The following is a 12261-nucleotide window of genomic DNA, read 5'->3' as shown; positions in this document are numbered from 1 at the left end:
TGAAGGTCCGCGCCCGCTGCTCGCGCTTATCGGGCAGCTCGACACTGCGCTTCTGATCGAACCCAGGCGGCACGGCCACAGCCCCCGCAGGGGCCTCCACCGCCTTGACCTGCGGAACCGGCGCCTGAGCTTGGCCGCCCAGCTCGACCGGCGCCGGAGCTCCGGTGGGCATCAGCTCGCCAGGAGCCTTCTGCGCGCCACTACGCCCGCCGCCCGCATTCGCATCGGTGGAATCCCCGGAAACGTCATGTCCGCGGCCCTTCGCCGAGCCCCAGGCCTGCTCCGGCCGCTGTCCTGCCCCGGGAACCTTGCCGGCAGCGTCCCACTGATTCACGGCCAGCGCGGCCTGCTCCGTACCGGCTAGAACGGCCATGACGAAGGCAACGACTACAACGAACGGACGCGCGACGCGCACAGGGATCCCCCACAAGAACGATCAAGAGGGGGCCATTCATATCCACACTCACAGCAAGCACACAACAGCTCCACAGATTCCACTCACGCCAGGCATCCGAAACTGCGCCCCACAGATGGATCCATTTACTGACGGACCGATGCAATTCCAGAGCCGCATGCCTACAACTCGGTGAGGAGGATCACTAAGCGACACCGCACCACCTTCGGGCCATCTGCGAGATTCTCTCGGCGCCAGGAACGGGAGCGGAGACCGCCGCACCCAATCCACCCGTCAACGGCCGGTTCGATCTGCATGCTGACACGCGACGAGCCAAAGCGGTTCGGGGTCGACCTCCGGCCGGATCCGCGCAGCCCGAGCTGGAGCAACAGAGACGCCATACACGACGTCCGTATCCTGCGATGCGACGGCCGGCTACTGAGGTTTTCAGGGGTGGGCACCAGGCCTGAGTGCACGTCCGGGAACTCGACGTCCCCGCCGAGCTACACCAGCAGACCGGCTCGGACCAGGTGGCCGATCGCGGAGGCCGTCACCCGGGGACGGCAGCGCGGGAGCGAAGCCCTCAGCCGCTCCGCCGTCATACCGGCCCCGACCGGACCACGCAGCGCCGCGCGTACCTCCTCCCGATCGGTGGTGGCCTCCACTACCACCCGCGACCACCGTCACGGCCCGGCATCAGCCGACGCGACCAAAACCCCTGCCAGCCGCCGACGCTGGCTCGGCGTGAAGGCAGCCGTACGGACCAACACAACGACGGTGAAGGCGCCCGTGGTCTCCCTTTGTCCGGGCGGGATACATCAGCCTTCCAGAGAGCTCGTAACACGATCATGATTCGGGTTTGTTGAGGCGGCGCCAGCAGATGAGGCTGCAGGCGAGGGAGACAAACGCGTCGTGGAGTTCGGTGCGCCGTTCCCAGCGGACGGCGAGTCGTTTGAACTGGTGGAGCAGGGCGAAGGTCTGCTCCACGACGTAGCGGAGCTTGCCCATCCCCTTGATGTTCGGGGTGCCCTTGCGGGAGATGACCGGCAGGATCGGGACTGTAAAACGTTCGGCTCTGGCCCGTAGTCGGTGGTGACGCCGGGTAGCCGTCAGGGCAGGAGGACGCGGTGCCGGAGAAGGTCGAATCCGGCGCGTCCGTGCATCTGTCTCATGATTCTCTTGGTGCGGGTGTTGACGCCTTCGGTGCGGCCATTGTGGTAGGGCAAGGTGAGGCCGGCGTTCACGGCGGGCCGGTCGATTTTGAGCCCGTTGGTGAGACTGCGCAGGTGGGGCAGGGCGACGGCGCGGGCGGCTGTGATCCAATCGGTGAGTTTCGTGTCGTTGCCCTCGGCTGGTTTCAGCAGAGCGGCGAAATCGCTTATGAGATCGGCGAGTGCGGTCATCTCCGGGCACGCTGCGGCGATCTTCTCCAGCAGGGCCGTTTCCTTCGGGCGTAGATTCTCGGGGTCGGTGAGGAGGAGGCGGCCGGCGTGACGCACCGTGGTGACGGGGCGGTCGCCTTCGGCGCGGCCCTGGTTGAGGTAGCGGACCAGGAGGTTTGCGCTGCCGGTGTAGCCCAGCTCCCGGATCTCCTCGAGAAGGTGGGTGACCGGAACGGCTGGTTCTTCGGCACGGCGCTGGCGCAGGTGCTCGCGGTAGGGGTCGACGAGGGTGGGCCGGTAGGCAGGGGTGAGGCGCAGGGCCTGGGGTTCGGGCATGCGGGCATAGCGTTTGACGGTGTTCAGGGCCAGGCCCAGGCGGCGAGCACAGTCGAGCAAGCCGATACCTTGGCCGAGGAGATCGTGGATCTTGTTCCAGCGTTCGCGGGTGGTCTGCTCGCGTACTCCGCCGGGGCGAGGCGGGTTGATGGTGGCCCAGCAGCCGGCATGCGCGCGGACCTCGAGCTGGGCTTTGTCGCAGAGGTTGCGCCAGAGGTGCCATCTATCACTGACCTGCACCGCGTCGGGCAGGGCACGGCGGACGGCCTCGGCGTAGGTGGCCGAGCCGTCCCGGCATACGACCTCTACCGGGATGCTCGCGCAGCCAGGACTCCAGGGTGGCCATCTCTCGGTCGGGCAGGACCGCGACGCGTCGGCCGGTCTCGGCATCCGTGATGATCGTGGCGTAGCGGTGGCGGCGGCGCAGGGCGAAATCGTCCACGCCGATCACCCGCGGGATGGCCTGCTCGGGCAGCGGCAGGCGCCGCAGATGGCGCAGTGCGGTGCTGCGGGAGACGGGCACGGCCAGCAGAGCGGCCAGGCGTGCGGCCGCCCGGCCGCATAACTCCCGCGCCACCTGCGATATCTGCCCGGCGAGACGCACAGTGCGGCGCTGATGACGCTTCAGCAGTCCGGGAATCTGTTCACGGAAGGTCTGCCGGGAGCAGCCCAGAACCGGACAGGCCAGCCTTCGTACCCGCAGGTGGACGACGACCGGGCGGCCGTCGACCGGCACGTCCCGCACCGTCCGGCGGTGGTACCCGTGCACCTCGCCGCTGGCGTTCGGCACACCGGACACGGCACCGCCACATCCCGGGTGCGGGCCGTGACCATCACCTTGTCACCGTCGTCCGTCACGTCCTCGACGACCAGTGCCGACAGCCCGGAAAACACCGTCCCGATAAGAGAGTTGACATCCATCACAAGACCATGATCGCGGATGGCTACTCGGCGTCACCACCGACTACGGGCCAGAGCCGTTTCTTTTACAGTCCCGCCCGGGGCGGTGAGGCCACATCGGTGTTTGTCCACCCACATGCCGATGAGGGTGAAAAGAGGTCATTCCCTCCGGCGGATTCGGGCTTCTTGCCCGCGCGCGGCGATCAGCGGTCCCAGGAGCAGTGTTCCCGGCCCTGTGTGTCCGCCGGGGCCGGGTAGTTGCGTGGTGTCGGCCACTGTGAGCGGATCACGGCATGTTTCGCAGGTCACGACCGGGATGGTGAGGTGTCCGCAGGTGTCGTGGCGGATGCGGGCGGGCGGACCTGTGGGCGCCGCGTACCACTTGTCGCCCCAGGCCATCAGCGTCAGCAGGACGGGGTAGAGCTCCCGGCCCTTCTCCGTGGCCACGTACTCCTCCCGCGGCGGGCTCGCCTGGTACCGCTCGCGCGAGAGCACGCCTTCCTCGACCAGCCGAGCCAGTCGCGCCGCGAGAACCTTGCGGGAGATGCCGAAGTCCTCCGCCAGCTCGTCGAAGCGCCTGATGCCGACGAGGACGTCTCGCATGATCAGGGCTGTCCAGGCGTCGCCGAACAGGTCGGTCGCGCGGGCGATCGAGCACGCGACGGAGGAGAGGGAGGTACGGGCCATGCGCTCACCGTAGCGCCCGCGCATTCCCTAAGGGAACTCGTCAATGTTAAGTTTCCTGAGGGAACTTGACCTGATTGACGAGGGAGCCCGCCATGACCATCGCCCCGCACATCGCACTCGACTCGGACGCCCCCGGTGCCGTCGACGGCCGCCACATCCGCGCCTTGACCTTCCAGTCGGTACGCATGGATTACCTGCGCCGCGTGATCGATGAGTCGGACCTCGCGCCGGAGACCGGCCGTGCGCTCGTCATGGGCAGCGGGCGCGGCCTTCTGGCCCGCGGCCTCGCTGGACTCGGGTTCGAGGTGGTCGCCGCCGATCCGTCCCCCGCCGCGACCACCCTCGCCCGGAACGCGGATGCCGGGCGCGGCGTCACCTACCTGACGACCCCGGCGGAGCACCTCGACCTGGCGGAGAGCTCCTTCGACCTCGTGTACTGCGCCGACACCCTCGAAATCACCGATCGGCCCGGCATGGTCCTCGCGGAGGCCGCACGCCTGCTGCGCCCCGGAGGAGCCTTCGTGTACGACACGGTGAACCGCACGCTCGTGTCCCGTCTCATCTATCTTGGAGCCTTCCAGACTCTCCCGGCCACGCGGATCATGCCCCGTGGCCGCTACGCCGCACAGCGGCTGCGCCGTCCGGCGGAACTCGCCGAGGCCCTCGACCGGGCGGGGCTGTCCGCGAAGGACGTCTCGGCTTTCAAGCCGCGCGACGTGCGCGACCTGGTGCGTGCGACGCGCGGGCGCAAGCGCGGCACGGTGACGGACGGTCAGCTGCCGCAACTGGTCGGCATGGTCATCGAATCGGACGGCAAACCACTGGTGACGTACCTGGGGTACGGGATTCGCCGGGCGTGAGCCATGCCCGCGGCCTCGCGCTCAACTTCACCGCCGAGCGCAGGAGCGGCGGCAGCGGGGGTGGCTGCCGTCCGATGCGTGGGCATCAGCTAATGTGCGCGCTGACCAGGGCGTAAGCGCGACGAGATGTGGTGGAGAAGAAGCGGTCGCACTTCCGTACGTGCTGCGAGGTTTCTGACGGGGCCGGAACGGGCGGTTCTCGAGACCTCGACCCCTTCTGCCCGCGGCTGGGTGAGGCGAGGCCGCCGAAGCGCGCGCAGCCTCTTCCGTCCTGGCCCACACCCGGCGTGAACGTCGGGCGCAGACCGATGAGACGCGCCGTACGCAGGGAGGACCGCCGATGGAACTGCGGGACATCGAGATTTTCCTGACCCTGGCGGAAGAGCTGCACTTCGCCCGCACGGCCGCTCGACTGCAGGTATCCCAGGCACGGGTGAGCCAGGCCATCGCCCAGCAGGAGCGGCGGCTCGGAGGGATGCTCTTCGATCGCGCGAACCGCCGGCAGGTGCGGTTGACGTCGCTGGGGGGCCAGCTGCGAGACGACCTGCGGCCGTTGTACGCAGGTATCTGCGGCAGCCTGGAGCGCGCCCGGATGACCGCCCGTGGGGTGGCGGGGGTACTGCGGGTCGGCATGCTGCCCTTCAACCTTGTCGCACTCCACCACTACTGGCGGACGTTCCGCACGCGGCATCCCCAGTGGGAACTGCAGATTCGCCGAGCCCCCTACGTCGACCCATTCGCGTGCCTCCGTAACGGCACGCTGGACGTCATGGTCGGGTGGCTGCCCGTCGAGGAGCCGGACCTCACCGCCGGACCCGTGCTCTTCACCGACCCCCGACTGCTCGCCGTGTCCAAGGAAGACCCGCTGACCTCACGATCGTCGGTGACCTTGGAGACCCTGGCCGACCGCCCCCATGCGATGGCATCTCTGATGCCGGACTACTGGGAGGACCGGTACCTGCCGTTCCAGACACCACGAGGCCGAACGATCGAACGAAGCGAGAGCATCACCAACAGCGACGACCTGATCCATCTGGTAGGCACCGGCGAGATCGTTCACTCCTTCCCTGCCCACGTCACCCGGCACTGGGCCCTGACCCACATAGCCTGGCTGCCCATCCGGGACATGCTGCCACTGTCCTACGCCCTGCTATGGCGTACCGAATCCGGAAACGAACCCATCCATGCCCTCGCCGAAGTCGTACGGGACCTCGGGCCGCAGGAATTCGGGTATCAGTGACCGAAACGCCGGACAGCCGGAGCATGTCCGCTACCCCCTGATCGGCTTGACCGCGTGGAGGATGCGCATGCCCCGGGGGCCCGCCCCGGTGTGGCGGACCTGCAGGCCGGCACGTCGGGCTTCGCCGCTCAGCCAGGCCGAGGCCAGCCGCAGCTTGGGGTAGCTGCCGACCTGGAGACGCCACTCGCCCCCTGACCGGGTCTGGAGCAGGTCGTGGACCATGACCGTTTCGTCGTCGACGTACTCCAGGAAACAGGTGAGCAGCTGCTCCTCGGTGGAGCGTACGGAGAAGAACCGCTCATCGCCGCGGAGCTCCTCGGTGAGGTCGCGGAAGGTGACCACGAGGTGCCCACCGGGGCGTAGGGCGTGCGTCACGCTGTCCAGGAGGGAGCGGACGTCGGCGGGGCTGGGCAGGTGGGTCACGGTGTCACCCATGCACACGATCGCGGCCGCGGTGCCCGGTCCGGCCACGTGCGGCAGGGCATCCAGGAGGTCCGCTCGCACGGTACGTACGGCCCCCGCGACGCCCGCGGTCTCGGCATGCCCGAGGAGTTCGTCGAGCAGGGCCCGGCTGAGGTCCACGGCCGTGACGGTGGAGAACCCCAGGTGTGCCAGAGCCAGCGTCTGCGGACCGGGCCCGGACCCGAGGTCGATGGCCGCGTCCCCGCCCGCCTCAGGCTGTACTCCCAGGTCTCGAAGGAGTTCGGCCTGGTCGCGTGCGACGGCGTGGATGTCGCTGCCGAGCATCCAGGTGTAGTGCGCGGCGAGCAGCCGGTCGTAGTGCTCAGAAGCGGTGGTCACGGGGATGGAGTCCTTTGGTCGGCGGTCCGATGGCACGCGGCAAGCGCGGCGACTCGGTGAAGGGAGTTACAGGGAATCCAGGTTCACGGCATCGGCCATGGCCCGGTAGCCGGCGTCGTTGGGGTGCAGTCCGTCCCCGCTGGCGTAGGCGGGGAGCAGCCGCTCGGGGTTCAGAGGGTCGGCGAGGACGCGATCGAAGTCCACGACGGCTTCGTACGCGCCGCTGGTGCGGATCCACTGGTTGAGCGCGGCGCGGGTCTCGGCGGCGGTTCCGCTCTCCAGGCCCTTGCCGGGCGGAAGGGTCGCGCCGATGACGATGATCCCGCGGGCGCGGGCCGCGCGGATCAGCGCGCGATGGCCCTCGATCAACTCGCCGGCCGTCACCCGCCGGTTCGTGGTGGTGCAGGCGTTCGCGGCCATCTCACCCATCAGGATGTCGTTGGTTCCCTCCAGCACGATCACGGTGCCCACGCGGGACTGGTCGAGGACATCGTGCCGGAACCGGGTCGTGGCCTTCTCTCCGAAGCAAGCGGAGTCGCTCAGTACTCGGTTGCCGCCGATGCCGGCGTTGAGGACCGGGCGCTGACGTCCCTCGGCGGACAGGCGGCGGGAGAGCTGGTCGGGATAGCGGTTGTCGGCTCCCGGCGTCGAGGCCGCGCCGTCGGTGAGGGAGTCGCCGAAGGCGACGATCGCGTCCCGCCGGCCTCCCGCCGGCTTCGCGGAGACATCGACGCCGTCGAGGAAGTACCAGGACGAGCTTTCCTGGGTGAACGCGTCCGCGCCCACGTCTGCGCGGTGGTCGCCCTCGGCCCGGTACGCGGTCTCCATCGCCACGTTGTGGAAGCTGGCGGGCCCCGAGGGACCCTTGAAGAACAGGGTGATGCTGAGCCGGTCACCCGCCTTCACCGGAAGCCGGACCGGGTCGCTGGCAGGCCGGTCCCCGGGACGGATCGAAGGGGCGGCGGATCCGTCGAAGGTCAGCGTGCGGACACTCCCGGGCCGGACGGCGGCGCCCCCGTCGGATATGCCGACCGTGGCACCGGTCAGGCTCAGCAGGGTCGTTCCGAAGGAATGGGACAGGCGTACCCGCAGGTCGGATCCGTCCGTGCCCACTCTTACCGTCTGACGCACGGTTTGGTCGTGGAAGCCCGCCTCCGCCCAGGTCGGGTACCAGCTCTGGGAGGGACGTTGGACGGCCGTGCTCCATCCGGCGATCCAGTGTGCTCGCGGGGAGGCGGTGGCCGTGTGTGCAGACGCCGGGGCGGCGATCAGGAGAGTGGCCAAAGTGGCGGCGGCCAGAGGCAGTCGGAGGACGGCGCGCATCATGTGCTCTTTCGTATGCGGTTGGTTGAAAGGGAAGGACGGGCTACGGCACGAGCGGGGCCGGTGGTTCGTGGCGCGGTTCAGGCAGTCGCACGCTCGGCGGGGCAACCGCCGTGTCCGATGCCTCGTATCGGCGGCTCGGTCCGAGCCGTGACGCGCGGCTGTCAGGCGGCGAGACCCAGGGCGAGGGTGGCCGTGACCGGAGCCAGGTAGAGCAGGGGGAAGGCGACGGTCTTGTACGAACGGGCCCGCAGCACGGTGATGACAGCGCCGAGGAAGTAGAGGACCAGGCCGGTTCCGGCGAGGTACCCGACCACAGGTACGGCCAACCCGATCAGCAGGCCGACCGCGCCGGCGAGCTTGGCCAGGGCGAGCGGTGCCCACCAGGATCTGGGCACCTCGTACTGGAGGAGCGGTTCGACGACGAATGGGGCTCTGCGCATCAGGGACAGGCCGGAGAAGCCGACCCAGACAGCGGTCAGAACGGTGACGACGACGGTGGTGGACATGTGGATGCTCCTGGGTTCGTTCGGGTCCGTGGCGGGCGGGCGTGCGTATGAGGTCGATCGTCTGGCCGGAGCGACTGCCGGCGGCTCCCAGGCTCACGCACGCCGGTCGTCCCGATCAAGATCGGATCGCTTATAGCCCCGATCACCTGCGGGTTATCTCGAACCGATCAGGAGGACCGAACGGGGGCGTGCCACGGTGGAGATGCGCGACATCGAGATCTTCCTGACTCTGACCGAGGAGCTGCACTTCGGGCGCACCGCGGTCCGGCTGCACGTGTCCCAGGCCCGGGTCAGCCAGGCCATCAAGGAGCAGGAACGCCCGCATCGGCGGTGTGTTGTTCGATCGCTCCACCCGTCGTAACGTTCGCGTGACCCCCTTGGGGGAGCAGCTCCGCGATGACCTGCGGCCCGTCTATCGCGGTCTGCTCCACAGCCTGCAGAGAGCCAGGATGGCCGCCGGGGGCGTCACCGCTGTGCTGCGCGTCGGCATGGTGAACACCAATGGCCACGATCTGAAGCCGTTCTGGGCAGCCATCCGCTCCCGGCACCCCCACTGTGAACTGCGGCTGCGCCACAGCGCCTCCCAGGACCCCTTCGGACCACTGCGCCGAGGGGATGGGGATGTGCTGATCGCCTGGCTGCCGGTGGACGAGCCCGACCTCACCACCGGCCCCGTGCTGTTTTCCGAACCGCAGGTGCTCGGCGTCGGTGTACACCACCCCTTGGCCGGACGGGACTCCGCGTCGCTGGAGCACCTCGCCGACTGCGGGGTGTTGTCACCGGCGGTGGACGTGCCCGCTTCCTGGGAGAACGCCTTCCAGCCGTTCTACACCCCGGCAGGCCGTAAGGTTCCCCGCCTGGAGGTGGTGGCGAGCTGGGAGGAGAACATCGCCGTCGTGGCCGACGGCGGAATCGTGACCCTCACCGGAGCGCACGCCACTCGTTACAACGCCCGCCCCGACATCGTCTACCTGCCGTTCGATGAGGAACGCTCTCTGCGATGGGGCTTGGTGTGGCACACCGAGACGGAAAACGACCTCATCCGCGGTCTCGCACAGACGGTGCGCAGTTTGGGCACGGCGGCTATGTGAGTCCTGCCGCGTCCGGCCAGGCTACGCCGTAGGCCGTACGTCGCGGGTCCCAGTCGGATCGGTCCGTGGGCCGATTGACGCCGACCGGGGTCTGCGCCCGATCATTTGCTGCATCTGTTCGTCGAGTTCGGCACGGCTGAGAGGCAGACTGCACATGTGGGGCAAGTGGATCGGGTGCCGAGTGCCGGTGACAGCGCGGGAGCGGTTCTCCGCAGCCCAGAGCGCCTGGTCGACGATCAGCGACCAGCCGGGCCTGGTCGGGCAGGTGGGGGGCTGGGATACGGAGACCGGCCGTGCGCATGTGCTGGGGTTGTGGAGCGGTGCAGAGGCCTACCGGTGCTTCATGCGCGAGCGACACGATGCTGTGGTCGTCGACAACCGGCAAAGCGCCGTCTACACCGGGATCGACGTCGCCACCGGGGAGATCGTCCTTGAAATGGGAGGGGACTCAGCCGACCTGTCCAGCGCTCTCGAATCAGCCGTTCTCCTGCGGGTCGCCGACTGCCGTCTGCTGCCAGGCCGCAAGAGGCGCTTCCTCGAAGCCCAGCGCGAGGTGTGGACGCCCGGTATGGCTGCGGCCGGCGGCATGCTCGCCGGGGTCGTCACGCGACTTGACACGAACCGCTACCTGGTCACGACCCTGTGGTCCGGCTCAACTGCCCACCAACGCTATGTCGTCGGGCATCTGCCGGCCCTGCGCTCCAGCGCCCTGCCCCAGAACGACATCCAGGCGATGACCGGCCACGTGCTGTCCCTCGAAGCGTCCTGGCGCGTCCTGCCCGATCGGCAACCAGCCGAGAAGGACAGACACATCACGGCCCTCCACCGGTGCCGCCAGCCGGCACGGCTGCGCGAAGAGCAGGTCGGCACACCATGAGTGGCGCGGTGGTGAAGGTGACGAGAACTGGCCGGAGCGGCTTCTTCTCTCACGCCGCCTGCGAGACCTGGATGACCGAGGCTGGCAACGGGTCCACGGCCTCGCTCTCGGCGAGAACGTCGAGGCGCACGGAGGTGGCGGTGTGATGCCAGCCGGTGGCGCGACGGGTAGTGACCAGGAAGCGGCCCGTCCCGACACGGTCGAGCAGCCCGGTGATGTCGCTGGGGCGTTCGACGTTGTCCAGGAGGATGAGCCAGTCGTCGTGGGTGGTCAGCCATTGGAGTGCGCGTTCCACGAGGAACGCGGTAGGCATGACGGCCAGCGCGGGCTGGAGGGAACGGGCGAGTTCGGCGAGGCCGGCGTCGATTGCTTCCGGGCTGTCGGAAGTGATCCACCAGCGGGGTTGCCAGTGTGGTGCCGGCGGGCCCAGTGGGCGGCCAGGCTTGACTTCCCGATTCCGCCCAGGCCGTGGACAGCCTGCACGATGACCTCGCCGGGTGTCGCGAAAGCGGCGTCTAGCAGGGTCAGGGCCTCGGTTCGGCCGACGAACAGCTTCGTCGCAGGCGCATTGCATAACCCGGCGGGTGCCTGGACGTCAGCGACCGGCCCGTACGCCTCCCGAGGCAGGATCGTGCCGTTCTCGACGTAGAGGGCCAACGAGTTGAGGATGTCCCGGCCCGCTGCGAGCGACCCCCGGTCGGCGTGCACCGACGGTTCTGCCGGTTCGGCGGTTGTCGGATGGCTCCCCTTGCTGGTGGGCTGCCCCCAGCGTGGGAGCTTCACGCTCCCCTCTGGGCGGTCGACCCGTCGACGTCACCACCAGCAGCGATTGCTCCTCCGGTCGCGGAGATCCCCGGGCTGCCACCAGGCGCCGGGGCGCTACCGGCCGACGGAGAAGTGTCACGTGCATGGGCATTGCGGACGTTGCCGCCTGCGGCGATGGCGCCGCCGCCCGCGCGCACGACGGAACGGGCACCGCCGCTGCAGCTGCGGCCGCCGCGGTGGCCGACGCCCGCAGCTGCAGCAGACCCACCACCAGTGCGCCCATTCCGGCGATGGCCCCGGCCACCCCCCACACCTGGCTGGACCGCTCAAGGTCTCCCGCCGACACCCAGACCAGCAACGTGACCGCAGCCACGGTCCCGGCCGCAGCCAAGGCCCACCACAAAGCCCTCATGACCTCATGACCTCATGGTCCTCCACCCACAAGATCAAAGGCCTGGATTCGTCGAACTGCCGTGTGAGGACTGTGCCCCGCCGTCGCTGAACAAGGAACGGAGAGCCGGCGGCATGGTTCGACACAGGGCCGGGCACACAGATCGATCTCCAAGGCGGTAACGGTTTGCGCTGCGAGGTGACATCTATCGCTGCGAGGCTGTCCTGTGCCATCGAACCTTGACCGATTGCCACTAAAATTTGGCCGCTGTGCGGTTCGTGCCATCGCATCTTGGCCGTCGTGGTCAGCCCGTATGCGCACCAGTCGAGGGCGCCTCGCCACCCGGCGGCTCCGGGCTCTCACGGTCGCTCGGGCCGAACTGCTCGGAGATGTTGTTCCACATGAAGTTGTCCCGCCAGTCCGGCGCTGCACCGGCCCAGCCGAGCAGGGCTCCGAGGACCTTCTGCTGGGAGATCGTCTGTGTCTGGTAGTGCAGCTCAGCCACGCCGTCCCGGAATTCGAGCTGGAAGGTGTTGTTCTCACGGAGCAGGACCTGGATGTACCAGCTGCCGGAACGCTCCTCGTCCACCCGCTCCAAGACCAGGTGAGCGTTCCCCCGTTGCAGGTCGGCCAGCATCTTCCCAATGGCCGGCTTGGAGGGTCGCTTCACCACATGGCCGCGTTCGTTGGTCGCAATCAGCATGG

13 protein-coding genes and 1 pseudogene are annotated in these 12261 nt (G+C 68.6%); 6 read left to right on the top strand and 8 right to left on the bottom strand.

What is annotated here, in order from left to right:
- Window positions 1–1240: 1240 nt before the first annotated feature.
- From ABZY44_RS14445 to ABZY44_RS14435, 3 genes and pseudogenes are all read right to left on the bottom strand, one after another.
- Window positions 1241–1402 (bottom strand): hypothetical protein, encoded by a 162-nt coding sequence (locus tag ABZY44_RS14445; RefSeq protein ID WP_356653470.1) that lies wholly within the window; start codon window positions 1400–1402, stop codon window positions 1241–1243.
- Window positions 1403–1503: 101 nt separating this feature from the next.
- Window positions 1504–3006 (bottom strand): annotated as a pseudogene (locus tag ABZY44_RS14440) (ISL3 family transposase).
- Between the two features lie 165 nt (window positions 3007–3171).
- Window positions 3172–3699 carry a helix-turn-helix domain-containing protein gene (locus ABZY44_RS14435; protein ID WP_356653468.1) on the bottom strand — a complete coding sequence of 176 codons (528 nt, stop codon included), beginning with the start codon at window positions 3697–3699 and terminating at the stop codon, window positions 3172–3174.
- 92 nt (window positions 3700–3791) lie between these two features.
- Between ABZY44_RS14435 and ABZY44_RS14430 the strand changes: the two genes are divergently transcribed.
- Window positions 3792–4559: a methyltransferase domain-containing protein gene (locus tag ABZY44_RS14430; RefSeq protein ID WP_356653466.1), complete on the top strand. Its 768-nt coding sequence runs from the start codon at window positions 3792–3794 to the stop codon at window positions 4557–4559.
- Window positions 4560–4899: 340 nt separating this feature from the next.
- Window positions 4900–5799: a LysR substrate-binding domain-containing protein gene (locus tag ABZY44_RS14425; protein ID WP_356653464.1), complete on the top strand. Its 900-nt coding sequence runs from the start codon at window positions 4900–4902 to the stop codon at window positions 5797–5799.
- 30 nt (window positions 5800–5829) lie between these two features.
- On the opposite strand, the gene ABZY44_RS14420 is transcribed toward ABZY44_RS14425, so the two are convergent.
- The 3 genes from ABZY44_RS14420 to ABZY44_RS14410 all read right to left on the bottom strand — a co-directional run bounded on the left by ABZY44_RS14420 (window position 5830) and on the right by ABZY44_RS14410 (window position 8432).
- Window positions 5830–6600 carry a class I SAM-dependent methyltransferase gene (locus tag ABZY44_RS14420; RefSeq protein ID WP_356653462.1) on the bottom strand — a complete coding sequence of 257 codons (771 nt, stop codon included), beginning with the start codon at window positions 6598–6600 and terminating at the stop codon, window positions 5830–5832.
- Between the two features lie 66 nt (window positions 6601–6666).
- Window positions 6667–7731, bottom strand: a complete 1065-nt coding sequence (locus ABZY44_RS14415) for an SGNH/GDSL hydrolase family protein (RefSeq protein ID WP_356653460.1) — start codon at window positions 7729–7731, stop codon at window positions 6667–6669.
- Between the two features lie 356 nt (window positions 7732–8087).
- Window positions 8088–8432 (bottom strand): DoxX family protein, encoded by a 345-nt coding sequence (locus ABZY44_RS14410; RefSeq protein ID WP_356653458.1) that lies wholly within the window; start codon window positions 8430–8432, stop codon window positions 8088–8090.
- A 202-nt stretch (window positions 8433–8634) separates the two neighbouring features.
- On the opposite strand from ABZY44_RS14410, the gene ABZY44_RS14405 reads away from it, so the two are divergent.
- The 3 genes from ABZY44_RS14405 to ABZY44_RS14395 are packed head-to-tail and all read left to right on the top strand — an operon-like array spanning window position 8635 to window position 10400.
- Window positions 8635–8793, top strand: coding sequence for a LysR family transcriptional regulator (locus tag ABZY44_RS14405; protein ID WP_356653456.1), 159 nt, complete (start codon window positions 8635–8637; stop codon window positions 8791–8793).
- 16 nt (window positions 8794–8809) lie between these two features.
- Window positions 8810–9523, top strand: coding sequence for a LysR substrate-binding domain-containing protein (locus ABZY44_RS14400; RefSeq protein ID WP_356653492.1), 714 nt, complete (start codon window positions 8810–8812; stop codon window positions 9521–9523).
- On the top strand, window positions 9414–10400 hold the full coding sequence (locus ABZY44_RS14395; protein ID WP_356653454.1) for a DUF4937 domain-containing protein: 987 nt from the start codon (window positions 9414–9416) through the stop codon (window positions 10398–10400). Before ABZY44_RS14400 ends, ABZY44_RS14395 begins: the two co-directional genes overlap by 110 nt.
- A 49-nt stretch (window positions 10401–10449) precedes the next feature.
- On the opposite strand, the gene ABZY44_RS14390 is transcribed toward ABZY44_RS14395, so the two are convergent.
- Complete coding sequence (locus ABZY44_RS14390; protein WP_356653452.1) at window positions 10450–10713, bottom strand: hypothetical protein; 264 nt, start codon at window positions 10711–10713, stop codon at window positions 10450–10452.
- A gap of 595 nt (window positions 10714–11308) precedes the next feature.
- Between ABZY44_RS14390 and ABZY44_RS14385 the strand changes: the two genes are divergently transcribed.
- Complete coding sequence (locus tag ABZY44_RS14385; RefSeq protein WP_356653450.1) at window positions 11309–11587, top strand: hypothetical protein; 279 nt, start codon at window positions 11309–11311, stop codon at window positions 11585–11587.
- A 273-nt stretch (window positions 11588–11860) separates the two neighbouring features.
- On the opposite strand, the gene ABZY44_RS14380 is transcribed toward ABZY44_RS14385, so the two are convergent.
- Window positions 11861–12259 (bottom strand): hypothetical protein, encoded by a 399-nt coding sequence (locus ABZY44_RS14380; RefSeq protein ID WP_356653449.1) that lies wholly within the window; start codon window positions 12257–12259, stop codon window positions 11861–11863.
- Window positions 12260–12261 lie beyond the last annotated feature (2 nt).

The organism is Streptomyces sp. NPDC006544 (genome assembly GCF_040611715.1).
Taxonomy (GTDB): Bacteria; Actinomycetota; Actinomycetes; order Streptomycetales; family Streptomycetaceae; genus Streptomyces.
The sequence above is the reverse complement of the archived record's forward strand: the minus strand, read 5'-3'. Positions and strand labels throughout refer to the sequence as shown.

Coding starts and splice junctions, on each gene's coding strand:
- ABZY44_RS14410 (WP_356653458.1), bottom strand. CDS start 8,432: ATGTCCACCACCGTCGTCGTCACCGTTCTGACCGCTGTCTGGGTCGGC.
- ABZY44_RS14395 (WP_356653454.1), top strand. CDS start 9,414: ATGAGGAACGCTCTCTGCGATGGGGCTTGGTGTGGCACACCGAGACGG.
- ABZY44_RS14430 (WP_356653466.1), top strand. CDS start 3,792: ATGACCATCGCCCCGCACATCGCACTCGACTCGGACGCCCCCGGTGCC.
- ABZY44_RS14390 (WP_356653452.1), bottom strand. CDS start 10,713: ATGCCTACCGCGTTCCTCGTGGAACGCGCACTCCAATGGCTGACCACC.
- ABZY44_RS14380 (WP_356653449.1), bottom strand. CDS start 12,259: ATGCTGATTGCGACCAACGAACGCGGCCATGTGGTGAAGCGACCCTCC.
- ABZY44_RS14405 (WP_356653456.1), top strand. CDS start 8,635: ATGCGCGACATCGAGATCTTCCTGACTCTGACCGAGGAGCTGCACTTC.
- ABZY44_RS14445 (WP_356653470.1), bottom strand. CDS start 1,402: ATGGGCAAGCTCCGCTACGTCGTGGAGCAGACCTTCGCCCTGCTCCAC.
- ABZY44_RS14435 (WP_356653468.1), bottom strand. CDS start 3,699: ATGGCCCGTACCTCCCTCTCCTCCGTCGCGTGCTCGATCGCCCGCGCG.
- ABZY44_RS14425 (WP_356653464.1), top strand. CDS start 4,900: ATGGAACTGCGGGACATCGAGATTTTCCTGACCCTGGCGGAAGAGCTG.
- ABZY44_RS14385 (WP_356653450.1), top strand. CDS start 11,309: ATGGGCATTGCGGACGTTGCCGCCTGCGGCGATGGCGCCGCCGCCCGC.